Source organism: Ligilactobacillus pabuli, assembly GCF_022836475.1.
Classification (GTDB): domain Bacteria; phylum Bacillota; class Bacilli; order Lactobacillales; family Lactobacillaceae; genus Ligilactobacillus; species Ligilactobacillus pabuli.
This window is the reverse complement of the sequence record NZ_BQXH01000013.1, coordinates 16,383-39,705: the sequence shown is the minus strand read 5'-3', so window position 1 is coordinate 39,705 and position 23,323 is coordinate 16,383. Positions and strand designations below refer to the sequence as shown.

Genomic DNA, 23,323 nt, shown 5'->3' with positions numbered 1-23,323 from the left:
CTCATGACATAGAAGTGAAAAAGTTGAGGAGCAGGGTGAGATAAAATGGTTGAGCTAAACTTAGAACACATTTATAAAAAATACGATAATGCTGATGACTACTCAGTGACTGATTTTAACTTAGATATTAAGGACCAAGAGTTTATCGTCTTCGTTGGACCATCTGGCTGCGGGAAGTCGACGACGCTGCGAATGATCGCGGGTCTAGAAGATATTACGAAGGGTGACTTAAAGATCGACGGCAATGTGGTCAACGATGAAGCACCGAAGGACCGCGATATTGCGATGGTCTTTCAGACCTATGCATTGTATCCGCATATGACCGTTTTTGACAACATGGCCTTTGGTTTGAAATTGCGGAAGTATTCCAAGGATGAAATTGACAAACGGGTGCACCACGCCGCTGATATTTTAGGTTTGGAAGAATATTTGGAAAGAAAACCAGCAGCCTTATCTGGTGGACAACGTCAGCGGGTCGCTTTGGGTCGTGCCATTGTGCGGGATGCGCCAATCTTTTTGATGGATGAACCATTGTCAAACTTGGATGCCAAATTGCGGGTCGCAATGCGGGCACAAATCGCGAAATTACATCAAGATTTGAAGACAACGACGATTTACGTTACGCATGATCAGACGGAAGCAATGACGATGGCGGACCGGATCGTGGTTATGAAAGATGGTAAAGTTCAGCAGATCGGGACTCCGCAAGAAGTTTATGATCAACCAACTAACGTTTTTGTTGGCGGCTTTATTGGTGCCCCAGCAATGAATTTCTTTAATGTGACTTTGGATCAGGGCTATATCTACGATGAAGGTAAAAACTTTAACTTAAAGGTCCCCGAAGGTTGCTTGAAGATTTTGGAAAGCAAAGGTTACGAACAAAAGAAACTGGTCTTTGGGATCCGACCGGAAGATATGCATACGGAACAGGCATTTATCGAGACTTTCCCAGATTCGATCGTTTCGGCAACGGTTTCGGTGTCAGAGTTATTGGGAGCTGAATCGCAGTTGTATAGTAAGGTGGGCGAAACGGAATTTGTCTGCAAGGTAGATGCTAGAGACTTTGTTCAACCGGGAACGAAGGTTACGATGGGCGTAGATTTAAACAAGGCTCATTTCTTTGACCCAGAGACAGAAAATTCGGTGTATTAAAAACAGAGCGGAAAAACTCGTTTAGAAGATGAGCACTAAGGAGAAAGGTTGACTAATGCGTTTTAGGCATTGGTCAGCCTTTCTGATTAGGCGGAGTCTTCTGAGTTTTGGAGCTCGACTAAGATCACAGAGTGGAGTGAAGCGTTTAGAAAGCGAGCACCATCGGAACCTGAGCACTAATGCGTTTTAGGCATTGGTGCTTGGGTTTGGATGGGCGGAACTTTCTGTTTCACGCAGCTCGACTAAGATCACAGAGCGGAGGAAGCTGGTTAAGACTCGAGCACTATCATAGCCTAGCCTTTAATGCGCATTTGGCATTGAAGGTTGGGGTGAGATAGGCGGAAAGTCTTGGCTTCAGTAGCTCGACTAAGATCACAGAGCGGAGTGGGGCGGTTAAGAGACGAGTATTATCGTGACCCAGCCTTTAATGCGTTTTGGGTATTGAAGGTTGGGGTGTGATAAACGGAATCTCTTGCCTCACGCAGCTCGACTCTGAACACAGAGTGGAGCAAAGCGGTTAGCTACCGAGTATTATCGTAACCTGGAGACATTGCATTTTTTGTTAGTCCAAGTTAAAGTTCCACAAATTTCGTGAAATTAATAGAATCTTTAGTTATTAACACCATTAGCTCAGAGTGATTGATGCTAGTGGTGTTTTTGCGTTTACGTTTGGCTAATTAGACCATTTTTCGAACAGACTAGTCGAAAAATTGGTTAAAATGAACTAAAATAGGGGTGTAAGCAAGATAGGCAATTGAAAGGGGACATTATTATATGACAAAAACAGCAGCAGTGATTATTGCGGACGGATGCGAAGAGGTTGAAGCTTTAAGTCCAGTAGATGTACTTCGACGTCTCGGCGGCAAGATCGATATGGTAGGTTTGAATAAATTACAAGTAACTAGTGCACATGGGGTGACCTTAACTTGTGATAAGGTCGTAGATGACAGTTTGCTAGACTATGACATGGTGATTTTCCCAGGTGGTACAACTGGAGCCAAGAACTTACGCGATGATGAAAAGTTACAAGAATTAATGAAAAAACGTGCGGAACAAAAGAAGTGGAATGCGGCAATGTGTGCTGGCCCAACTGCCTTTGCTCATTATGGTTTGTTGGATAATAACCGCTATACAGTTTTCCCAGGCTTGGAAGAACAGGTTAACGCAGAAGCTAAAAACACAACGCATACTAACAACATTGTAGAAATTGATCAAGATGCTCATTTATTGACAAGTCGTGGACCTTCAACTGCATTTGCTTATAGTTATGCTATTGCAGAAACTTTAGGCTTTGATACGACAGAACTTAAAGAAGTAATGCAGTACAATTATTTGATCGATAATATTCAGTAACTCTTAGTTAAGTTGTTTTTGGAAAACCCAAAAAATGGGGGCGTTTCAAATGAAAAAAACGATCTTAAAAGTAACAGTCGCAGCGCTTACTTTATTATTAGCGGGTTGCGGTTCTGGTACTAAGCAAAAAGATGTTGCAAAGAATTCATCAACAAGTGTTAAAACTGAACAAACATCCAGTCATAAGGCAAAGAAACATGCTAGTTCTTCGACTAGTTCGAAGAAAACTTCAAGTTCCGTGAAGGATAGTAGTCAGACTGGATCCAATGGCTCAACCGGTTCGAATAATAATGGTAACCAGGGTGGCGGTCATTCAGAAGCGCCAACAAATAATGAACCACGTTTAGTAACAATTAATTCAGCGTTAAACCGGACTTTAGGCCACGTGTTATTGCCGCAAGCTGACGGTTTAGGACAGGGTTCAGCAAACTTGAACGCGCGAACCACTGGTGATAGCGCAAACTATACGGTTTATTATAGTGTTGGGAATCGGCCGTTACCGGTAAATGATCCAGCAGTTCAAAACGAAATTCCTTACGCCACAGTTTCTAAGAAGACGTACGGTTCAGTCGCAGCAGCGAAAGCTTCAATCAACTATCGTTCTGGTGCTGGGGAAGAAGGTTTGCCAAAGGTTGACCTTGGTCACAATATCTCCGGAACGATCGATTCGGGTGCCGGAAACCGTTATTTACACTGGAATGAAGGTCAATGGTCATTAGTAGTTCATGCAGCGGCTGTGAATGGTGAGGAACCAACTGCCAAAGCTAAGCAAGTTGTAGAATTGCTTGAGAAGTACTATTTGCCAGCTCCTAAGACTGTAGCTAGCGGTGAATTTGAAGTTAGCGGCGGCAACAAGTTGACCTGGCAAGACCAGACAACTGTTTACAGTGTGACAGGCCCTAGCCTCGAAACGATTATTATTATGGCAGCAAGTATGAAATAACAAAACAGAGTGGAACAAAGCGGTTAGCTCCCGAGCATTATCGGAGCCTAGGTTTGGATAGGCGGAGTCTTCTGAGTTTTGAAACTCGACTACGAAAACAGAGTGTAAAAACTCAGTTATAAGATGAACACTAAGGAGAAAGGGCCTTTGATGCGTACTTGGCATTGATGGTCCTTTTTTAGTCGAAATATTTTGAGATGTGGAGTTCGACTGGGTGTAAATCAGGGAAAGTTGCCCCCAGTCGGAGCGTGACTGGGTGTAAGTCAGGGGAAGTTCCCCCAGTTGGAGTTCGACTGGGTGTAAGTCAGGGGAAGTTGCCCCCAGTCGGAGCGTGACTGGGTGTAAGTCAGGGGAAGTTGCCCCCAGTCGGAGTTCGACTGTGTGTAAGTCCTAGGTTTAGTTAGGCAGAATTTTTCCGTTTCATGTAGTTTGACTAAAGAAGTGCCATCCCTTAAATTTTGAGAGATGGCACTTCTTTTTTTGGAGTCGCTGGGGATTTTTTGCTATACTTAAAAAGGTACTTATTTAACCATAAAAATGAATTTGATGAATGGCGAAAAGCGGTGGAAATTATATGAAAATAGCAGTTGTGACTGATTCGGCAAGTTGTTTAACTCCGGCAGAAATTGAAAAATATCAGATCAAAGTCGTACCGATCACGGTGATTTTTGAGCGGCAAACCTACTTAGAAAATGTTGATATTACAGCAAGTGAGTTTTACCAAAAGATGAAGACAGAAAAAACATTGCCTTCAACTACACAGATCACACCAGGGCAAATGCAAGCGGCTTATGACGAGTTGGCTGATGAGGGTTATGATGCAGTGATCAGTATTCATTTGTCATCGGGAATCACGACTTTTTACGAAAATCTGGTTAATTATCTCCCAGAAATTACTCGGATCAAGGTCTATCCGTTTGACTCGAAATTAGCTGCTGCAGCGGAAGGCGGGATGGCGAAACTAGCTGCTCGCCTAGCTCAGGCTGGTTATTCACCAGAAAGTATTATTGAAGAGCTAGAGAAGTTTCGGGAAACGACCGCAGCTTATCTGGCAGTGGACGACCTGTCGCATCTCGTGAGAACTGGGCGTTTATCAAATGCTTCACGATTTGTCGGCAGCTTGCTTCAAATTAAGCCGGTCTTAACTTTTACCAAGGAAGGAAAGATCTTGGCCTTGGAAAAAGAGCGGACGATGAAAAAAGCTTATCGCTCGATCAAAGCTAAGTTTGCCGAAGCACAAGCCCAAACTCAGGCACCTTTAAGATTGACTGTGATCAATGCCGGGGCACCAGAAATGGAAAAACGGTGGGCTAAAGATATGCAAGAGTCATTTCCGCAGGTCACCCAGGAACAAAGCGAGTTAGGACCAGTGATCGGGGTGCATGTTGGGACTGGAACAATGGCGCTATTATGGTGTTATGACTGGGAACAATGGCCCATTGACCCGGCCAAAGTGGAAAATTGACCCGAGTAGCGGATATTTTTCGCTAAGTTCTAAACTTCAAAGGGCGCAATTAACGCTTAAATTTGATAGAATGTAAATGTAAGTAACTTGAAAAAAGTTATCAATAAGATTTAAAAGGAGAAGCACAAATGGATAAAATTATTTCTTCATGTACAACAATTCTTGCTGGTAAAAAAGCAACGATCGACGGCTCAACTTTAGTGGCTCGGACAGAAGACCACAGTGATGCTGCAGAACCACAAAAGTTTATCGTGGTTGAACCACAGGATCAACCAAAACATTATTCTGCCAAGTTGTCAAAATTTGAAATCGACTTACCTGACAATCCACTACGTTACACAGCTACACCTGACTCAGATAACTCACATGGTATCTGGGCTGGCGCCGGCATTAACAGTGAAAATATTGGGATGTCATCAACTGAAACAATCACAACTAACTCACGCATTTTAGCGGTTGACCCATTAGTTAAGGATGGTTTTGGTGAAGAAGACATGCCAACGCTCGTTTTGCCTTACATTCATTCTGCCCGTGAAGGTGTCCAAAGAATGGGCGATTTGTTAACTCAATACGGGACTTACGAATCAAATGGGATGGCCTTTTCTGATAAGGATGAAGTTTGGTATCTAGAAACTTATGGTGGTCATCATTGGGCTGCAATTCGTATTCCAGATGATGCATACGTGGTAGCACCAAACCGCTTAAACATCGATCACTTTGACTTTGGTTCAGCAGATACAATGTATTCTGCAGACTTGGAAGACTTGATCAATGATAACTTTATGAACCCAGATGATGAAGGCTACAACTTCCGTCACATCTTTGGTTCAGCAACAATCAAGGATACTCGTTACAACGATCCTCGTGCATGGTATATCCAATCATACTTTACACCAAGTGTTGAACAAGATCCTCAAGACCAAGACTTGCCATTTATCTGCCATGCAGACCGCAAGTTAGCAATCGAAGACTTCAAGTGGGCAATGAGTTCTCATTACCAAAACACTGTCTTTGACCGTTACGGTGAAGGCGAATTGGAAGACAAGACCTTATTCCGTCCAGTTGGTATCAACCGGAACGAAGAAAGTCATATCTTGCAAATTAGAAATAACGTTCCTGAAGCCGTCGCAGCAATTCACTGGTTAGGTTTTGGACCAAATACGTTTAACTCATTTGTACCATTCTTGATCAACATTACTGATACACCAGCTTCATTTAAGGACGCTACTAAAGAATATGATCCTAATACAGCTTACTGGTTATCACGGACATTGGGGACATTCGGAGACACAAATTACTCACTGTACAGTGACCTTGAATCAGACTTCGAACAAACAACTCAAGCACAGTGCCGTGCAATTATTGCTCGGGTCACCAAAGAAGCTGTTGATGCAAAAGACATTGATGAATTATCGATGAAAGCTAACCAAGAAATGGCTGACATTTACATCAAGGAAAGCAAGAAATTGCTGGGTAAGATGGTCAATGTCGGTTCAGCACGGATGAAACTGAAATTCTCATTGCTGGACTAAAATCACAGAGTGGAGAAACTCGGTTAGTAGATGAGATAAGGAGCAGGGCTAACTAATGCGTATTTGGCATTGGTTAGCCTTGTTTATTAGGCAGGATCTTCTGAGTTTTGGAGCTTGACTAAAATGCTAGATGTGCTTAAGGGGTGTTTATTGTATCCACTTCATTTCACAAAATTTTGTACATTAATAGCCATGGAACCGGACGGAGCCATAGTCTCCATCCTTTCAGCCTCAAACTGCGACTAAGCTAAACGCTAAGCCGCAGTAATTCGCAGAGAATTCTTGACATGGCTAACGTCCAACATTTTGCTTCATTCCGTTAAAAGGTGTGGTTGGAATTTGTTGGTAGAAAGTAAACCGCATTAAAAGTCTGGTTTAAATATTAAATTCAAAAAGCAAAGTTTAAGTTTGAAAGTCTTCTAAAAGAAGGTTCGACTTAGACTTTGCTTTTTAGTTATTATGGTTGAATACTCTTATAAACAACTAGAAAATCAAGGACCCAACCCCCGATTTTTGGACGTATAATAATAAATTTTGTGTATGTTTTAATTCATTGAGGATCAAAATGTCTAAGGTGTATTTGTATTATAGATGTCAATGTATCCTGAAATGATGGTATAATTAGCGCTGAGATGTGATTTAAGAGTGCTATATAGAAGATAGTAATTTGCTTACTGGAGGTAAGGTAGGATGGAAAAATCTACACAATACCAGAAATTATTTCAGGATACTTTTAATAGTATACAAGAAGAAAATGAGAATTTAAAAGACTTAAATATACTAATTAGCGGGAAGAGTGGTGTTGGAAAGTCAACGTTAATTAATGCAATTTTTGGAGATAAGTTAAGCGATACTGGTGTTGGATTACCAATTACAGATAAAATTAGTTTAATTTCAAAAGATGGTTTTCCTGTTCATATATATGACACTATAGGACTTGAATTAAAATCAGTTAAAATGGATATTCATTCTATTGGGAAAGCAGTTTCTAAAAATGAAGTGAAAAAGCTTATTCATAATGTCCAGAAAACCAAGCAAGATGACGATGATATTCACGTTGTGTGGTATGCGATATCAGGCAACAGTGCTAGAATCGAAGAACCAGAAATTGATCTCATCAAGTGGATCATAAAACATGAGATACCTGTGATTATAGTTTTAACTAAAAGTTTTGATAATGTTGAGGCTCAAAAGTTAAAGCAAAGTATCTTAGAACTAGTTCCAGATATAGAGAATGTAGTTGTTACATTAGCGGAGGACTCAGAAACAAAACAGGCTTTTGGAATTGATGAACTGATTAATGAAACTTTCAAAGTACTACCAGAAGAAATTAAAACGTCTTTTGTTCATTCACAAGCTGCTTCATACGAGTTGAAGAGGAAAGAAGCTATCAAAGTCGTCAATACATCCATGGCAGCTAACTTTGGTGTTGGTTTTGTTCCCGTAGATGGAGCAGATGGACCAATGATGATGGCAGCTCAGACTGCGATGATTGGAAAAATAACATCAATCTATGGTGTAGATATTCATAAGAACCAAATAGAAACTGTTATTTCTAGTTTATTAGGCGTATATGGATCGTTAATTTTGGGAAAAAGCCTATCTAGCAATTTATTAAAGCTTATACCAGGCTTAGGAAGCATTGGCGGGGGGTTAATTTCCGGTGGAGTTGGCATGATAATTACAGGAGCTTTAGGAAGAGCTTATATTGAGTTGATGGAGTTAGTGTTGGATGGAAAAGTAAATCTTTCATCTACTACGCCTGACGAAATAACTGAGATCCTGATTTCATTATTTCCTAAATATCTCCCTAAAATGACTGCAAAGTAATTCGAGGATAAGTGTTAAAAATCATTTTTCCATCAAATAAGTTAAAAGGACAAGTCGTTGTGTGACTTGTCCTTTTATAATGGCTAAAGTGTTATGATACAAGTGAAAGTTCTTATCTAAGGAGGAAAAGTCAATGGCAACGGTAATTTCAGTGGAACAAGCGCGACAGTTAGACCAAAAGACAATTGAAGAAGTAGGGATCCCTTCGTTAGTTTTAATGGAACGGGCGGCATTAGCGATTTATGACAATCTTTTGGCTGATGAACGCTTCAATCTGAAACGAGTCCTAGTCTTAGTTGGGACTGGTAATAATGGCGGTGATGCCTTAGCGGTCGCACGGTTGTTACACACTCACGGTTTTGCGGTTAGTCTTTTGCTAGTCGGAAAAACGGAGCATCGTAGTCCACAAATGACCAAGCAACTAGAAATCTGTGAATATTATCAAATTCCAGAAGTTCCGTTAACGGTCGATTTTAGTCAATACTCAACCATTGTAGATGGTTTATTTGGCAGTGGATTGTCACGCCAAGTTGCGGGTGATTTTGCTCAAGTTATTCAACGGGCAAATGCTTCTGGTAGTTCAATTCATGCAATTGATATACCTTCTGGGCTCAATGGTGATAGTGGGCAACCGCTTGGAGCAACGATTCAGGCGATTAGCACGACCACCGTGGCTTACGTTAAGACTGGAATGGTTCAACCAGGTGCAGCACGGTTTACGGGTACCATTTTAGTGGCAGATATTGGAATTTACCTCAATGATCGTTATGAGGAATAAATGAACTGACAGACGAGGAAAAATGAAACAGAAAGAGAAATATTTATTTTGGGGAAAGTTGTTTTCCCCACTTGTAATCATAATGTGGGCAGTTTTGTGCTGGCTACTAGTTAACATTGCAAATTCAGGTAACTTGCGGACCAAACTGCCTTATGTACTTGGACTAGCAGTTATTTTATTGGGCTGGTTTGTGTGGTGCTTCGCACATTATTCGGCATGGAAAAAGCAAACAGGTCATGCTGACACAACTAACTGGCGTCGCAATTGGAATTGGGCGGGTCCAAGTTTGTTTGTCTTGCTCTCTTTGATCTTGGGGCTTGAACTATCCCAAAGTGCGACTAAAATCGGCACACATTTGAATTATCGGGTCAACCGGATCGTAAATGTCCGTGGGGTGGAACTGAAACAGAAAAATGTGTTTCAGACTGGTTTAGACGGACTCACAGCTAGTTTGCGCAAACAAACGGACGTCCCTGTCAAACTGTACGTTTCACCTGATGCTCCGCTGAAAGTCACGATTAACCGTTCTGGGCAGATCCAGGCAATTACAGGTTATGTTTTTGGACACCGAAAAAAAGGCGGGAATGTCAGCTATCTGATCAACTATCCTGCCGCTCATGGCGAAAAAATGACCATTGAACGCAGTCGGACGGGAGTCTCAGCCAAAAACATGCGCCGGCAAAATCTATTAGCACCGTTCTTTAAATTGATGCGGACTGAGCAATTAGCGCAGACTGTGACCGCGCAGAACTATCGGAGCTATGATATTTTCTACGGGGGTGCCAGTGAATTAAACACCGAGCAGTCCCTGGTGGATCTTAATGCGGCAGACAGCGACTCAAGCAGTTCGGTTAGCGGTAACTGGCAGTATAATGTGGCTGTTTACGCTGAGGGACAGACTGATGTACCATTAGTTCGTTTCTATGATTCGGCCCTTAAAGTTAGCCCGCCGCAAAAAAGCGCAACGGAACAGCGCACAGCCGGCTTAGGTCAAAATGAGGTACAGTTCTTTAGAAATGCACACGATGGCTATCGGTTGAAAAGTGTTAACGCGGCGCTAGGAACATATTACTATGAGCTGCGGACGACTAATAATGGTGGAAAGAATTGGCAAATTTTAAATGATGATCCTTTTCATGGTGAAGGCGGCGTGGCTTTAGCGGTCAAGTTTTTATCGCCGTCATTAGGTTTTATTGGGATCATGCAAAATGCGGGAACAAGCTCGAAACTTTATCGAACCAGCGATGGTGGGCACACTTTTAAACAAGTGACTTATCCGGTCCACAAGGTCAAGGTTGGACAGGAGGAGACTGCAATATTTATTGCTCCGGAAATGCCGGTTAAAACTAAGAATGGCTTACAAATGAAGGTTGGCCAAGGCGAGCAGGGCGATTACCAGGGTGGACGAGCGCAGGCCGTTTATCGTTCGACTGACCAGGGTGAAACTTGGCAGTTTGTTAAAATTAGTGAAAAGTAATGGGAGTAAATGAAGAGCTGGCAAGCGGAAAGAGTTGCCAGCTCTTTTTCTGTTAGTTTTTTAGGAAGAAGTCACTTTACTTGACTTTTTTGAATACGTTTCATATGATATATGTAACATATAACATGTATTAAATAATGTGGAGATAGCCAATGAAAATTAACAAAATAACTGAAGCAGATACTGTTCAGGCACAAACTATTTTTAAAGCACTAAGTAATCCAGTCAGAATGAGATTGCTGTATGCGTTAGAAGACGGGGAACAAAACGTTTCTACTTTGGCAGAAGGGTTAGACTTAGAACAGTCAGTTGTTTCACATCAGCTGGCAGCTTTACGTCAGCACCATTTGGTAGCTAGTGAACGGATCGGTAAGCAGGTTTTTTATCAATTAGATGACCGTCATGTTTTGAGTATTTTAGATAGCGTGATGGAACACGTTCGCCATCTAAAATAGCGAGTTAACTTGTAGTGAGGGGGAAGCAGCGTGAGCGAATTAGAACAACACCACACTAAAAATAATAGTAAAAAGTATCAAATCGGGATCTTGATCAACCTAGTTTTTATTGTCATTGAATTTATTTTTGCCGGTATCGCAAATTCGATGGCGTTAGTAACTGATGCAGTGCATAATTTAGCGGACGTTTTATCACTGGTGATCTCCTTGATTGCGATTTATTTACTGCAAAAGAAACCAACAAAGCGTCACACTTACGGCTTTTATAACACCACTATCATGTCAGCTCTGGTCAATTCATTGATTCTGTTCATTAGTTTGGCAGCAGTCATTTGGGAATCGGTCTTGCGCTTGACGACACAAAGCAACAGTGATCATCCCGTGGGCTGGTTAGTCGCTGTCGTTGCTTTGAGCGGGGTCTTGATCAACGGACTCACTGCTGTATTGATGAATGGCAGTCAAGAATTAAATGACCGGGCGAATTTCTGGCATTTCTTTGGGGACACTTTATTGAGTGTGGCTGTCTTTGTGGCCGGACTCGTGATCAGTTTGACACAGTGGGGCTGGTTGGACCCCGTGATCTCAATCGTGGCAGCAGCCTTTATTTTATATGAATCTTGGAATGTCTTGAAAGAATCATTTGAAATGTCGACCAATGCTGTACCGCGCGGGTTAGAAAGCAGCGCTATTGAAAAATATTTACTCAGCTTTAAGCAAGTTAAAGCCATTAACGACTTGCACATTTGGCCGTTGTCCACGACCGAAACGGCTCTGACAGCGCATTTAGAAATTGATACTCAAGCCGATTACTTTGCAACTCTGGACCAAATTACCACGGGGATTTCGCAAGAGTTTGCAATCGGACACGTCACGATTCAGTTGGAAACCTGTGACAAACAACATTGCGAAGCTAAAATTTAGCGAAGTACCTGAAAGACTTTGACTGTTAATTTGACAGCCAGGTCTTTTTTAGTAAATAAATTTTTAAATTTTTCTTGAACTTCGGTGAAGTCAGTTGCGATTATTAGTTTTTTTGAGCAAAATGAGCTATTTTAATAAGAGATAGTGCTTAATTAGGCGCAAAAATTAAGCATCAGTTTGAATTGAGAAGGTGACGAACGACTTTTATGGGTGCTAAAAAAAGAATTATGTGGGTCGATTACGCGAAATGTTTTGGCATCATTGCGGTTGTTTTCGGCCACGCAATTAACGGGGTTGCTGGCAAAGCCTTGGATGTCACATATAATGCCTTATACTGGTGGCACATGCCGCTATTTTTTATGATGGGCGGTTTTTTCTTAAAAAAAATCACTCCAGATCTAGCGGGGTGGAGTTACCTATTAACTAAAAAGGTCCGGCCGTTGTTAAAGGCATATTTTCTAAATGGAGTGATCTTGATCTTTTTAAGCCATTTTTTTCGGCAACAATCATGGGATTACACCTTTTTATACTTTGTTCGCCTATTTTACGGCGGGAGTACATTAAATAATTATCTGAGTGTCTTTTGGTATCTCACGACCTATGCGTTAAGCATTTTTTTGACGACCTTGTTAATTTCATATGTTAAAAAAGTTTTCTGGCAATTTGTGCTCGCAATTGGCGGCTTTTTCGGAGGAATTTTATTGCAGGACGTGCATTTTTTAGGGAATGACTCCTTTCCCTGGGATGCCCAAATTTCGTTATTAGCGGTCTTTTGGATGTTGCTGGGATATTATTTTTTCAAGATCTTGCCTAAAATTAAGTGGAATTATCACCTCTTGCTAGGAGCACTGGGAACGGCTTTGTTAATAGGGCTGATCTGTTTATACGCCACTGGTCATTTAGATTTTGTCTTGTGGCTGAAATCAGCTAATATCCATGCCGGCTGGCAGGCCTTTTTGTTTCCACCGATTATATGTTTAGCAATTTTTGTCGCTTGTGAGTTGGTTGAACGGTTAGGGGGCTTTGTGCCGCTGCGGTTTATTGGACAAAATACTGATGTGATCATGTTTTATCATCGTGCTGCTTTTGACATCACGACGCTTTTAGCGGTGACTGATAACTGGTATTTTCGGTTGTTGATCGGCTTAGCGGCTCCAATCTTCTTGGCGTGGATCATGCAGTGGGTCAAAAATACCACACTATGGCATAAACTGCCCATTAGCAGTTAGTTGTACACCAGCAAAGCAAATGTGAGGGAAAGGAACGAACGTTATTATTAAGGGACGACAGTGGAATAAAATTGGAATACTGGCAATGCTTGGACTCTTCTTTACTGGGGCATTAATTTGGGCTGGTTATATGTATCAGCAGCGTCATGAAGAAACGAGCCATTATCAAAAAACTGCCACCCCGACGATCATGATGCACGGCTGGTCGAGTAGTTTGCATGCAGAAGAGCCTTTGATCAAAACAGCGGTGGCCAAACGGATCACGACTGAAGCGATGGTGATCCATGTCACCCCGGAAGGTCAGCTCAAAGTGGAAGGCAAACTGACCGGACGGAAGAACAACCCGTTAATTTTGGTTCAATTTGATAATAACCGGGTAGGAGAGGTTCGTTATGCACAGGGACTATTGCGGATCGTGAAGTACCTCCAAAAGAAATATGGGATGAAAAAATTTAACGTGGTGGGCCATTCGATGGGAGCTTATGCGTGGGTGTATTACGCTGCGCACTGGGGCTCTTCTCCGCAACTGCCGCAACTCAATAAAATGGTGTTGTTGGCTGGACCTTATGACGGCATTATGAACAAAGGACATGCCAACCAACCTTTAACTGGTAAACTGGCTGGTTTATGGGATGACGCTGCCCATGCGAACAAATTAGCTAAAAACGGTCGGCCTAAGATCATTCATCCGGAATACCAGCGCTTATTAAAGCACCGTGAAAAGTTTCCCCGTCAAGTCCACATCTTAAATATTTACGGTGATCTAGAAGATGGCTCGGACTCGGATGGTTTAGTGACTGTGCCGTCAGTCCGTTCCCTACGCTACTTGGTGGCAGACAGGGTCAGTTCCTACGAGGAATACCGGATCAGTAGAAATATGGGGCAGCATAGTCGACTGCACATTGATAATCCACAGGTCAGCGAGAAGTTAATGAATTATCTCTGGCGAAAATAACACAACTTAAATTTGAAAGCGCAAAAAGCCGTGTTCCCTGAATTACAGGACGACACGGCTTTTGTTTGTTTGCTTAGTTGGGTAGGGTGAAGCTGTTAAGGACCAGTGATGGCGCTGAAAAGCAAGATACAGCCTGCCAGTAACATGGTCGCACCCAAAAGAATTTGGAACCAGCTGACAGAAACTGCTGGTTCATTGGCACGTTGTTGTTGGCGATAGCGACGAATCAGACTAGTGGCACCTTTTAACAGCTGCCAACAACCGTCAAGAATGAAGATGATCGCAATCACAAATAACAAGAGGTGATGCATTGGACTGGTAGAAATTAATTTCACTAGTTATGCTCCTTTATTGATGCGGATAGGTATTGATCAGGCCTTGTGTCCCTTGGTCGCCTAAGCCGTAAACGTCAACCATGACTTCATAGAGTCGTGTTGCTTGAGCAGTCGCTTTTAAGTCAAGACCCATATTGTTGGCTTCTTTTAAGGCGATCCGCAGATCTTTTAAGAAATGCCGCGCGAAAAAGCCGGGAGTGTAATCATCTTTTAAGATCCGGGGGCCATAATTGGATAAACTCCAGTTTTGAGCGCCGCCAGAACTGAGAGTACTGAGTACTTTTTCCGGGTCTAGTCCGGCTGCCTTAGCATACAGTAAGGTTTCTGTTAAGCCTGTCATCGTTCCGGCGATCATGATCTGGTTAGCCATCTTGGCATGCTGTCCACTGCCTGCTGGACCAAAGAGGGTCGCTTGCTGACCAATTTGAGCAAAGAGCGGTTCAATTTGTTGGAAAGTTTCAGCTGCACCACCGACCATAATGGTTAAAGTGGCATTTTTTGCCCCCGATATCGCCGCCGGAAACGGGAGCATCTAGGATTCCGAGTCCTTGAGCTTGCCCTTGTTCTGCAATTTCAGCAGCTAAAGCCGGTTCGCTAGTCGTGAGGTCGACTAAAACGGTTCCTGGTTGACTTCCAGCGAGAAGACCAGTTTCACCAAAATAAATTTGGCGGACATCCGCGGGAAAACCCACCATCGAAAAGACGACCTGGCTGACCTTTGCGACTGCTTGTGGACTGTCTGCCCATGTGGCGCCTGCAGCAACTAGTTCGTCAGTTTTTGCTTTGGTGCGATTATAGACGGTTAACTCATGTCCGGCTTTCATGAGGTTTTTAACGATTGCCTTGCCCATTACACCTGTTCCAATAAATCCAATTTTCATTATTTTCGCCTGCCTTATTTTTAATTAAAAATTTGAAAAATAACTATCTTCATCATATAACGGACAGTAGGACAGACGCAAAAGATTTGCTAGAAAAAATGAACTAAGGTAGACTTGACTTGAATTTTTTTGTTATACTATTATGGTTTAGACAAATAAAAAACTATAAAAAACAGTTAATGTTCGGTTTCCTTTACAAGTACGATGCTTGAAAAGCGTGGTATGAGTGAATTCCGACTGTTAACTGCTTGTTTAATAACTTTAAAATACCAATTAAAATAGGGGGAGATTAGTTGTCAAAAACAGTTAAACGTGCAATTTTTATCTTGATTCTGAGTGAATTTCTGATTTGTTTAGGAATTAGTATTGTGATCCCGGTCATGCCATTTTTGCGGAATGAGCTTCACTTGTCAGCCTTTAGTATGGGTGTGATGAATGCTTTATTCGCGTTTGCGCAATTTATTGCGTCACCGATCATTGGTAAGATTTCTGATCGAATTGGACGAAAACCAATTTTAGTCTTAGGACTGTTTTTGTTTACTGTTTCAGAATTTCTGTTCGCAGTCACGAATCAGCTGGCGCTCTTTGATGTTTCTCGGGTGATTGGAGGAATTTCCGCTGCCATGGTCGTTCCCACTGAAATGGCCTTAGCCGCTGATATTACTACGAAAAAAGACCGGGCTCGGGTGATCGGGTGGTTATCCGCTGCTTTTTCAGGCGGTTTGATCTTGGGACCTGGGATCGGTGGTTTGTTAGCAAATATTGATTATAAAGCCCCGTTTTGGACGGCGGGTGTCTTGGGCATCGTTAGTATGATCGCCATGTACTTCATGTTACCCAAGGGCCTGGAAGACCAGCACTTGGGTGAGCAAGATGTTACCATGGACGTCGAAGGTGCGCTTCATCATGATGACGATATGTTGAAGGTCTTAGGTAAGTCAGGAATTATCTTATTCGTATTGATCTTCGTTTCATCCTTTGGTTTGCAAGGCTTTGAAAGTATCTATAGTTTGTTCGTCAACCAAGTCTACCACTTTAGTTTGAATAACATTGCGCTCGTGTTGACATTAAACGGTGTTTTGTCACTGTTCTTACAGGTTGCAATGTTTGACTGGCTGGTGTCAAAACTGACTGAAAAACGTTTGATCAGATATTGTTTCTTGATTTCACTGATCGGAACAGTGTGGATCTTACGGGCACAAACAAAAGTTGGCGTTATTTTGGCCACACTACTGGTGTTTGAAGCATTTGACTTGATCCGTCCAGCAATTACGACCATGTTAACGAAACTGAGTCCAAGAAACCAAGGCTTTATTAACGGCTTAAATATGTCGTTAACTAGTGTAGGAAACGTGGTTGGTCCGTTAATTTCTGGGTACTTCTTGGATCTGCATCCATCGTACCCATATTTGATTGTCGCCGTTTTCTTAGCGGTATCGTTTGCCTTTACCTTTATGATCAGTTCGCCTAAGGGTGGGGACTCATTAGTTAAATAAGTCAGACAGAAAAACGCGGTGAAATGAGCTGCGTTTTTTATTTTTCCAAGTTGGAGTGTTTGTTTTATAGTTGAGCTCCAAAACTCAGAAGATTCCGCTTAAAAAGCAAGGGCCTTTAATGCCGAAACCGCATTTAAGCCCCTTGCTCCTTAATGCTCGTCTTCTAAACGAGTTTTTCCGCCCTGTGATTGTTAGTCGAGCTGCGTGAAACAGAAAGCTCCGCCCATCCAAACCCAGGGTCAATGCCGAAACCGCATTAACTCCTTGGTCCCGATGGTGCTCACTTTCTCCCGTTTCACTTCGCTCTGTGAATATAGTCGAGCTCCAAAACTCAGAAGATTCCGCTTAAAAAGCAGGGGCCTTTAATGCCGGAACCGCATTTAAGCCCCTTGCTCCTTAATGCTCGTCTTCTAAACGAGTTTTTCCGCTCTGTGATTTTGTTGCAGATAATGGTAAAGTTGTGATATAAGAAAAGTACCGGTCTTAGCTGCTTGGCCAGCTAATTGGAACGGACAGTCAAGATGGGAGCGAAAAGAAATGTCACAAACAATTTCAGAATTTACTGCCGACTTAGCTTCGGCAGCTCCAACTCCAGGCGGCGGTTCAACTGCAGCCTTAGTCGGAGCATTAAGCAGCGCCTTAGGTGAAATGGTAGGACACATTCGTCAAGCCAAGGTCACTGACCCGCGCTTAACAGAATTATTGGCTGAAATGGCCATCAGCCGAACTAAAATGATCTCACTAATTGAAGAAGATGAAAAATCTTTTGCTGCTTTTACGGAAGTATTGCAGCTGCCTAAGCAAACGGAGGCTGAAAAGAGCAAGCGTGCAGCTGCGATGTTGCAAGCGTTGATCGTTGCGGCAGAACCACCGTTAAAGATTGCACAAACTGCTACAAAGATTTTGACTCAGTTAAATGAGATGAAAGAATATTCGTCCAAATCACTATTAAGTGATATTGGCAGTGGGACAGCTTTGGCTGAAGCAGCTTTAAAAGCTTCAGTGTTAAACGTTTATGAAAATACACGGATGATGAAAGATCAAGCGGAAGCTGACCGTTTAAACCAAGCGACTGATGAAACTTTAGCAGCCGGCTTAAAAATCAGTGCTAGTTTATATCCTGCTATGCAAAAAGCTGCCCGGGGTGAAGAAGTGTGAGCAAACTACTCAAAGGCAAGCCAGTTGCACAAGCCTTGTTAGCCCATGCAACAGAACTGACTGCTCAGTCCCGGGCTAAGCCGTGCGTTGCGATGGTTCGCGTTGGTGACGACTCGGCAGCATTGGGATATCAACGGAGTGCCAGTAAAGTTTTGCAGCAAGTGGGGATCGAGGTTCAGCCAGTCGAATTAGACCAGCAAACGAATTTGTCGCAGTTAAAGCAAACGATCGAGCGCTTGAACCACGCACCAGAAATCACAGCTATCTTAATTTTGGAGCCGTTACCTGCTAGTTTACCAGCAGCCCAGGTCCAAGAATTATTGGATCCTGCTAAAGATATCGACGGAAACACGCGAGTCAATCTTGGCCGGTCTGTTTCTCCGCGTCCAGAAGACCTTGTGCCATTAACAGCTGCCGCTGTCTTAGCACTCTTGGACTTTTATCAAATTGAATTGCGCGGGGCAAGAGTGACGTTGGTTGGAGATAGTTTGACCGTTGGCCGGCCTTTAGCGAACCTCTTGTTAGATCGCAGCGCTACGTTGACAGTCTGCGATAGTTCCACGACTGATTTGGCTGCTGCTACTCGGGGAGCCGACATAGTGATCACAGCGACGGGGCAATTAGATCTGCTGACAGCTGAGATGGTTGCTGCAGATGCAATCGTGATCGATGTGGGCACTAACTACGATGCTGCAGGTAAGTTGCGTGGCGACGTTGACTTTGCGGCGGTATCCCAGAAGGTACGGGCTATCACACCAGTTCCTGGCGGGATTGGAGCGGTCACCACGGCCTTGTTAGCGGAACGAACGGCACAAATTTTAAGCAGAGCGGAGCGTGACTAAGCGGAATCGCTTGCTGCACGGAGCTCGAATAACAAATTAAATAGCGACTGTTGTTCATTACATTAGTGGGCGATAGTCGTTTTTCTTTTGCAATTTTTGCTGGAAGAGTGAATTTGCTAGCGTCGAAATTTGGATAAAGTAATGTCTACAGAACCAGCTGTACACGTAACTTTCACATATTAGTGTCTACAGAACCGGCTGTACACATAACTTTCGCATACTAGTGTCTACAGAACTCACACTGTACACGTAACTTTTGCAAATTTGGGTCTCGTGGACACTAAGTGAGTAAAGCAATATCTACCGATACTAAAAAAACTAGGATAAGACAACCTCCAAAATGGTATTGTCTTATCCTAGTTTAATTTTTGCGGAGAACTTGATTGATTCCCCGTTTAGTTTATTTGGTTAACACGATCTTACCGATACTATGTCCGCTTTCGAGGACAGCTTGCGCTTTTTTGAGAGTTGTAGCATTGATCCCGTTGATCGTTTGATAAACGGTACTCCGGATGATCCCACTATCAAAGAGATGGGCAGCCTGTTGCAAAATTTCGTGCTGGCTGCTTAAGTCATCCGTTTGATAAAATGACTTGGCAAACATCCACTCCCAGGCAAAGGTGACCCGTTTGCGCTTTAAAACAGTCAAGTCGAGCGGCTTTTTATTGCTGGTGATAGAACACATCTTACCATTTGGTGCGATCAAAGCGGCCATTTCATCCCAGTGATTGTCGAGATTATTAAGTTCGAAAATATAGTCGACTTCTTTATGACCTAGCTGATGGACTTCATCGACCAAGTTTTGATGATGATCAACGATCTCATCGGCACCATGTTGCAAGGCCCACTGCTTTGTTTCCGGACGTGATGCACTCGCAATTACGTGCAGGCCGGCATAGTGTGCTAACTGAGTCGCAATCGAACCTACTCCGCCGGCACCATTGATGATCAGGATCGTTTTTTGATGGTTAGTCTCTTGAGCGTCAGGATCGATCCCCATCTGTTCAAATAAAGCTTCCCAAGCAGTCAAGGTCGTCAGCGGCATGGCCGCAGCGTTCACATTATCTAGTTTTTGGGGAGCTAAAGCAGCGATGCGTTCATCAACTAGCTGGTAATCAGCATAACTGCCAGGACGGCTGTATGAACCGGCGTAATAGACACGGTCACCTGTTTTGAATAGGGTAACGTCAGAGCCGGTTTCAACGACAGTTCCCACGGCATCAAACCCTAAAATGTGCGGTTCAGCAGTTTTCTCTTGATTACCAGTCCGAACAGCGATGTCAATTGGATTAACAGAGATCGCCGAGATTTGGACTAGGATGTCGTGACCTGTGGCGCTTGGACGATCAATACAAAGATCAATCAGGCTTTCCGGAGCGTTAAGGGGTAAAGATTCATAAAAACCGATCGCATTCATTTTAACAGTCAAAAAAACATCTCCTTTTCAAAAACAGAGTAGCAGTAAATTTGTGTCGTTATTAGTTTAGGACAGAAATAGTTATTCTAATTCTTTAGCACGGTGTTCATCTAAAAATTGTCTCAACTTGAAGCGTTGCAATTTACCGCTGGCATTCCGGGGAAATTGGTCGATCAAGTAAAAGTTCTTCGGTACCTTATAATGTGCCAAACGTTCGCGGCCGTAATCGATCAAGTCGCGGGCTAACAGCGTTTGTTCATTGGGAATCACGAACGCCACGGGCTTTTGTTCCCACTGGTCATCATTTACCCCAATAACAGCGATGTCTGCGGCAAACGGGCACTGAGCATAGGCTGCTTCAACTTCATCGGGAAAGATATTTTCCCCGCCTGAAATGATCATGTCATCGCCGCGACCGTGAATGTACAGGAAGCCGTCAGCGTCAAAGTGACCAATGTCACCAGTCTTGAACCAGCCGTCAGCTGTGGTCTTAGCTGCCCGTTTTTCGGGTTGACCAAGATAGGCCGGACTGAGTGCTGGTGTTTTGATCTGAATTTCATTAGTGTCTTCCGCTAATCTGAGCTGTGTCAAAAAGAGCGGTTTGCCGGATGAGCCAATATGTTGAGGAGCATCAGTGAACGACAGGGCGACGATCTGTGAGCAGGTTTCAGTCATTCCGTATGATTGCACCACGGAAATGTTGAGCTCTTGGCACTGCTTGAGCGTGGCTTGGTCGATCGGCCCGCCGCCCAGTAACATGCCGCGGAACTGTTGATTATAGGAAGCCTGACCTGCTTGTTTAACAGCCAAGAGCTTCTTTAACATGTAAGGCACAACAGAGATCATCGTGATCGGTTCATTGACCAGCATCTGGTGAATTTCTTCCGCGTCAAAGCGGTTGGTCAAGCGCACAGTCATCCCGTAGATCAACCCGCGCATCATGATCGAAAAGCCGCTGATATGAAAAATCGGGACTGTACAAAGCCATTCATCGGCAGGAGTTACACCTAAGTTTAGGGCCGAAGCGGTCGCTGAACTAAAGTGGTTGCCAAAAGTTTGGACGACTCCTTTAGGTTGACCCGTAGTTCCAGACGTATACATGATACTTGCGGCTGCGGTTGTGTTAAAATCAGAACAGGCAGTAAATGCTTGTTCCGGCGTAGCTTTGACTTGACTCAATGAGATGGTCTGGCAGTTTAAGCCGTTCACATCTAATTGGTCCTCATACAAACAAACGTTGACCTGGCTATCAGCTAACTGGTAATTTAATTCCTGAGCTGAAAGTCGGCGGTTTAACCAGACAATTGTCTTTCCGGCATTTAACAGTGCCATCGCTGTCAAATAACCAGCCAGGGAGTTATCCGTTAATAAGGCGACCCGTTGTTCCTTGAGCGCACCTAAAGCGGCGAGCTTGCGGTCCAGTTGATCGGTCGTTTGTGCCAGTTGAGCAAAACTCAGACTGGTTGTTCCATTGGTAACTGCTGTTCTAGTTGGAGCAAGAGCAGCTTGTTTTTTGATCCAGTTTTCCATCAATGCACCAGCTTAGGGGAACTTAGGGAATTGGTCGAAATCAGGTTTTCTTTTTTCATTGAAAGCATCTCGACCCTCTTTACCCTCGTCAGTCTGGTAAAATAACATTGTAGCGTCTCCGCCAAGTTGTTGGATCCCAGCCAAACCATCAGTATCAGCATTCATTGCGGCTTTAATAAAGCGCAGGGCTGTTGGTGATTTTTCAAGCATTTCGTTACACCAGTCAAGGGTGACGGATTCAACATCAGCCAAAGGTACGACTTTGTTGATCCAGTTCATTTGGTAAGCTTCTTCGGCAGTGTAGAAGTGGTTTAAGAACCAAACTTCTTTAGCACGTTTATGGCCGATGACCCGACCCAAGTAACCAGAACCGTAACCAGCATCGAAACTTCCAACCTTCGGACCTGTTTGGCCGAACTTCGCGTTGTCAGCTGCAATAGTTAAGTCACAGACCAGTTGCAAAATGTTACCGCCGCCTACGGACCAGCCGCGAACCATCGCAACGACTGGCTTAGGGATAATGCGGATCAAGTGCTGCAGGTCTAAAACGTTCAAGCGAGCGATCTTATCCTTGCCAACGTAACCGCCGTTACCACGGACACTTTGGTCACCGCCGGAACAAAAGGCTAAGTCGCCAGCTCCAGTTAAGATGATCACGCCGATCGAGCTATCGTCACGACAGATCGTGAAAGCTTCAATCATTTCTTCAACAGTATTTGGGGTAAAGGCATTACGCTTTTCGGGGCGATTGATCGTAATTTTGGCGATCTTATCAGCTCTTTCAAAGATAATCTCCTCGTAGTCTTTGACTTTTTCCCAATTAACAGATGTCATGTAATTCAATCCTTTCGAAAGTAGGTAATTTTATGTCAGATTTAGTAACATTCCTCGGGATCAAGGTAGTTTCTCTCTCGTCCAACGAGTCTATTATATCACTTGATGTGACGGATGAAATTAAACAACCTTATGGAATTGTTCATGGTGGAATTAATGCAGTTTTAGCGGAAACTGCCGCTAGTATCGGGGCCGCTCAAAATGTCCCAGAAGATGCGACTGTTGTGGGCGTTGATTTAACGACCCATCACTTAGCACCTGTGACTGAGGGAACGATATTGGCCAAGGCCACACCATTGCATGTTGGCAGAACAATTCAAACTTGGCGCGTCGATGTCTATAACGGCGACCGATTGACGAGCGAAAGCCAAGTCACTTTAAGCCGAGTCAATGGCAAAAAACGGGTTTTCAATGAAAGCACCTTAGATAAGCAATATCGTGGGGCTGGTTCAAATTAACAATTCAATTTAAAAAATAAGACCGTTAACTCTTCGGCGGACAATGCTTGTGCGAAGGGTGGCGGTCTTTTAGTGTAGCTAATTATTTGCAAATTAAACTGGAAATCCCAGCTGTCTTGGGTAAGGATCAAACAGGGGGAAGTGCGGTGGTGCATGGTTTTTGTAGTACTCCAAGCATGTTCGCTTTTTCCCGTTTCACTCCGCTCTGTGATTGTTAGTCGAGCTCCGCGAGGCAAGAGATTCCGCTTATCAAAACCCAACCTTCAATGCCTAAAACGCATT

The 23,323-nt window shown here is 43.3% G+C and carries 20 protein-coding genes and 1 pseudogene; 16 read left to right on the top strand and 5 right to left on the bottom strand.

Annotation, left to right across the window (positions count from 1 at the left end; translation table 11 throughout):
* Positions 1-45: 45 nt before the first annotated feature.
* The 12 genes from LPAF129_RS07355 (at position 46) to LPAF129_RS07300 (ending at position 14,090) form a co-directional block, all read left to right on the top strand.
* Complete coding sequence (locus tag LPAF129_RS07355) at positions 46-1,152, top strand: ABC transporter ATP-binding protein (RefSeq protein ID WP_244055534.1); 1,107 nt, start codon at positions 46-48, stop codon at positions 1,150-1,152.
* 774 nt (positions 1,153-1,926) lie between these two features.
* Positions 1,927-2,505, top strand: coding sequence for a DJ-1 family glyoxalase III (locus LPAF129_RS07350; protein WP_244055533.1), 579 nt, complete (start codon positions 1,927-1,929; stop codon positions 2,503-2,505).
* 49 nt (positions 2,506-2,554) lie between these two features.
* Positions 2,555-3,448: a hypothetical protein gene (locus LPAF129_RS07345; protein WP_244055532.1), complete on the top strand. Its 894-nt coding sequence runs from the start codon at positions 2,555-2,557 to the stop codon at positions 3,446-3,448.
* A 574-nt stretch (positions 3,449-4,022) separates the two neighbouring features.
* A complete protein-coding gene (gene fakB, locus LPAF129_RS07340; RefSeq protein WP_244055531.1) occupies positions 4,023-4,913 on the top strand; it encodes a DegV family protein in 891 nt (296 codons plus the stop codon).
* Positions 4,914-5,041: 128 nt separating this feature from the next.
* Positions 5,042-6,445 carry a C69 family dipeptidase gene (locus LPAF129_RS07335; protein WP_244055530.1) on the top strand — a complete coding sequence of 468 codons (1,404 nt, stop codon included), beginning with the start codon at positions 5,042-5,044 and terminating at the stop codon, positions 6,443-6,445.
* Positions 6,446-7,135: 690 nt separating this feature from the next.
* Positions 7,136-8,275, top strand: a complete 1,140-nt coding sequence (locus LPAF129_RS07330) for a YcjF family protein (protein ID WP_244055529.1) — start codon at positions 7,136-7,138, stop codon at positions 8,273-8,275.
* Positions 8,276-8,408: 133 nt separating this feature from the next.
* Positions 8,409-9,053: an NAD(P)H-hydrate epimerase gene (locus LPAF129_RS07325; RefSeq protein WP_244055528.1), complete on the top strand. Its 645-nt coding sequence runs from the start codon at positions 8,409-8,411 to the stop codon at positions 9,051-9,053.
* 82 nt (positions 9,054-9,135) lie between these two features.
* Complete coding sequence (locus LPAF129_RS07320) at positions 9,136-10,530, top strand: WD40/YVTN/BNR-like repeat-containing protein (RefSeq protein WP_244055527.1); 1,395 nt, start codon at positions 9,136-9,138, stop codon at positions 10,528-10,530.
* Positions 10,531-10,682: 152 nt separating this feature from the next.
* Positions 10,683-10,985, top strand: coding sequence for an ArsR/SmtB family transcription factor (locus tag LPAF129_RS07315; RefSeq protein ID WP_244055526.1), 303 nt, complete (start codon positions 10,683-10,685; stop codon positions 10,983-10,985).
* Between the two features lie 30 nt (positions 10,986-11,015).
* A complete protein-coding gene (locus LPAF129_RS07310) occupies positions 11,016-11,906 on the top strand; it encodes a cation diffusion facilitator family transporter (RefSeq protein ID WP_244055525.1) in 891 nt (296 codons plus the stop codon).
* 206 nt (positions 11,907-12,112) lie between these two features.
* Positions 12,113-13,135: an acyltransferase family protein gene (locus LPAF129_RS07305; protein WP_244055524.1), complete on the top strand. Its 1,023-nt coding sequence runs from the start codon at positions 12,113-12,115 to the stop codon at positions 13,133-13,135.
* Positions 13,136-13,220: 85 nt separating this feature from the next.
* The gene (locus LPAF129_RS07300; RefSeq protein ID WP_244055523.1) at positions 13,221-14,090 is read left to right on the top strand and encodes an alpha/beta hydrolase; all 870 of its coding nucleotides are present in this window, start codon (positions 13,221-13,223) and stop codon (positions 14,088-14,090) included.
* Between the two features lie 95 nt (positions 14,091-14,185).
* Here the strand turns inward: LPAF129_RS07300 and LPAF129_RS07295 are convergent, their stop codons facing one another.
* Together LPAF129_RS07295 and LPAF129_RS07290 are read right to left on the bottom strand one after the other, a co-directional pair.
* Entirely contained in the window at positions 14,186-14,425 is a 240-nt protein-coding gene (locus LPAF129_RS07295) for a hypothetical protein (protein ID WP_244055522.1), read from the bottom strand.
* Between the two features lie 13 nt (positions 14,426-14,438).
* Positions 14,439-15,306, bottom strand: a pseudogene (locus LPAF129_RS07290) (NAD(P)-dependent oxidoreductase).
* Between the two features lie 293 nt (positions 15,307-15,599).
* Between LPAF129_RS07290 and LPAF129_RS07285 the strand changes: the two are divergent.
* The 3 genes from LPAF129_RS07285 (at position 15,600) to LPAF129_RS07275 (ending at position 18,802) form a co-directional block, all read left to right on the top strand.
* Positions 15,600-16,802: an MFS transporter gene (locus LPAF129_RS07285; protein WP_244055521.1), complete on the top strand. Its 1,203-nt coding sequence runs from the start codon at positions 15,600-15,602 to the stop codon at positions 16,800-16,802.
* Between the two features lie 537 nt (positions 16,803-17,339).
* Positions 17,340-17,960 carry a cyclodeaminase/cyclohydrolase family protein gene (locus tag LPAF129_RS07280; RefSeq protein WP_244055520.1) on the top strand — a complete coding sequence of 207 codons (621 nt, stop codon included), beginning with the start codon at positions 17,340-17,342 and terminating at the stop codon, positions 17,958-17,960.
* Positions 17,957-18,802: a bifunctional 5,10-methylenetetrahydrofolate dehydrogenase/5,10-methenyltetrahydrofolate cyclohydrolase gene (locus tag LPAF129_RS07275; RefSeq protein WP_244055519.1), complete on the top strand. Its 846-nt coding sequence runs from the start codon at positions 17,957-17,959 to the stop codon at positions 18,800-18,802. The genes LPAF129_RS07280 and LPAF129_RS07275 overlap by 4 nt, the downstream gene beginning before the upstream one ends.
* A gap of 400 nt (positions 18,803-19,202) precedes the next feature.
* Here LPAF129_RS07275 and LPAF129_RS07270 read toward each other — a convergent pair whose 3' ends face one another.
* The 3 genes from LPAF129_RS07270 to menB form a co-directional block, all read right to left on the bottom strand.
* Entirely contained in the window at positions 19,203-20,231 is a 1,029-nt protein-coding gene (locus tag LPAF129_RS07270; RefSeq protein WP_244055518.1) for a zinc-binding alcohol dehydrogenase family protein, read from the bottom strand.
* 69 nt (positions 20,232-20,300) lie between these two features.
* On the bottom strand, positions 20,301-21,749 hold the full coding sequence (locus LPAF129_RS07265) for an o-succinylbenzoate--CoA ligase (RefSeq protein WP_244055517.1): 1,449 nt from the start codon (positions 21,747-21,749) through the stop codon (positions 20,301-20,303).
* A 12-nt stretch (positions 21,750-21,761) separates the two neighbouring features.
* Complete coding sequence (gene menB, locus LPAF129_RS07260) at positions 21,762-22,583, bottom strand: 1,4-dihydroxy-2-naphthoyl-CoA synthase (protein ID WP_244055516.1); 822 nt, start codon at positions 22,581-22,583, stop codon at positions 21,762-21,764.
* Positions 22,584-22,615: 32 nt separating this feature from the next.
* Between menB and LPAF129_RS07255 the strand changes: the two genes are divergently transcribed.
* Positions 22,616-23,041, top strand: coding sequence for a PaaI family thioesterase (locus LPAF129_RS07255; protein WP_244055515.1), 426 nt, complete (start codon positions 22,616-22,618; stop codon positions 23,039-23,041).
* Positions 23,042-23,323 lie beyond the last annotated feature (282 nt).